Annotated in this window: 1 protein-coding gene; it reads left to right on the forward strand. The window is 63.7% G+C overall.

The window, feature by feature from the left end; genetic code table 11:
• Window positions 1-563: 563 nt before the first annotated feature.
• Window positions 564-1,959, forward strand: a 1,396-nt coding sequence (locus J3489_RS38045) for a toll/interleukin-1 receptor domain-containing protein (protein WP_242540478.1), incomplete at its 3' end; no start/stop codon positions are given.

Consider the following 1,959-nt stretch of genomic DNA (forward strand, 5'->3'; position numbering starts at 1 on the left):
ATTCGAGTTGCGGCGCACGTTCCTCCTTACTCTGATCAGACATGCTGATCCAGGATCGGCGTGATGCGATTTTCCTGTTTGTGCATCGAGGACTTACGCCCGCTCGCTTGCGCCGGCACGAATATTCGGGGGCGACGGAGGTCTGATGTGTGCCGAAAATCGGTCATTCGGGCGGTCACAGTGGATGTCTCTTGGCCGCGTGCCGCCGGACGCGTCGGGCGCGTGCCCCACTACTGCCGTTCAATTTCGAGACAGCGGACGGCCGCTGCCAGCGGTGCAACGGCCATTCCCGCCGTTTTCCATACAAGCAAAGGCCATGAACGGACGGTCGCAGGTCGCGTCCAAAAGCGGCCGCTCGATCTTCGACCGACTAGGAGCCGCTGGCCGTTATTATCTGCTGGCTGCCCGGACAGTTCGAGCGAAACCTCGAAGCCGCCCGAGAAGAGGGTTGCCAGTCGGAGACAAGTCACTTCCTATAATTCAGTTCGCTGGCGCCTGGTCGCTTGCCGACGAACGACCGATAGCGCGCAGACATTGCGAAAAAAGCAAAAGGGGGCAGCGCGATGTCCAGGATCTTCATCAGCCACTCCAGCGCGAATAACGCACTCGCACTTGCGATCGGACGCTGGCTTGCCGATAACGGCTGGGATGACTACTTCCTGGACCTTGAGCCAGCCAAGGGGCTGGCCCCCGGGGAACGCTGGCAGGAAGCGCTCAGAGCTGCGGCTGACCACTGCGAGGCCGTGCTGTTTCTCATTTCGCCCGCGTGGCGCGACTCTCCCTGGTGCCTGACCGAGTTTCTGCTTGCCAAACAATTGGGCAAGACGATCTTTGGCTTGCTCGTCGAGACGGTGCCGCTCGATGCCTTGCAGAAGGAGATGACGGCGGAATGGCAGCTCTGTGACCTCGTCGCGGGGGCTCAACGCCAGAGCTTCCGGGTCTGGCATGACCCGCTCGTCCCGGAGACTGAAGTCTCTTTCGCCGATGCGGGGCTTTCCCGGCTCAAGCTTGGGCTGCGACGCGCCGGGCTCGATCCCTCGAGCTTTCCCTGGCCGCCGCCTGACAATGGCGCGCGGCTGACGGGCGCGGAAGCACTCCTGCATCGTTCGGACTTCGAACGGCTGCTGGGCGCGGATGGCCTTTCCTATTTACGGGCTTGCCGCGGGCGCGAGGAGGTCGCACGCGCCGAACGCGAGTCGCAGTTGCAACAAATCGCTGAGGAGCAAGCCCATGTCAAGGAAGAGCAGGCACGGACAGGGCGCGCGCAGCGACGCATCCAGATACTTATGGGCGTAATCGCGTTCATTCTGATTGTGACCGGTGGGTGGATCATTCACCAGACTCGGGCGGTCGCACGCCAGACTTCCCTTGTGTTGGCGTCGGCCGCGACGACGGCGAACGACACGGGAATTTATGACCGCGGAATGCGCTTCGCCATGCTGGCGATGGGGAAGAGTTGGCGCTCGCCGGGATCGGTAGAAGCAGAGCTGGAACTCATGCGTGGCGCGCATGCATCAATGCAAATTGCGTTGCTCAGCGGGCATCAGGAGCCGGTTGATTCCGCCGTTTTCAGCCCGGATGGTAAGCGGGTGGTGACCGCGTCCTGGGATAGGACCGCGCGGGTGTGGGACGCGGCTACGGGCAAACAGATCGCGCTTCTCAGCGGGCATCAGGGGTGGGTCTATTCCGCGACCTTCAGCCCGGGCGGTCAGCGGGTGGTGACCGCGTCCCGGGATAGGACCGCGCGGGTGTGGGACGCGGCTACGGGCAAACAGATTGTGCAGCTCAGCGGGGATCAGGGGTGGGTTTATTCCGCAGCCTTCAGCCCGGACGGACGGCGGGTGGTGACCGCGTCTGCGGACAGGACCGCGCGGGTGTGGGACGCGGCGACCGGCCAGGTGATCGCGCGGCTCACAGGGCATCAGGGACTGGTGAGCTCCGCCGCCTTCAGCCCGGACG

It is taken from the genome of Trinickia mobilis (assembly GCF_017315705.1).
Classification (GTDB): domain Bacteria; phylum Pseudomonadota; class Gammaproteobacteria; order Burkholderiales; family Burkholderiaceae; genus Trinickia_A; species Trinickia_A mobilis.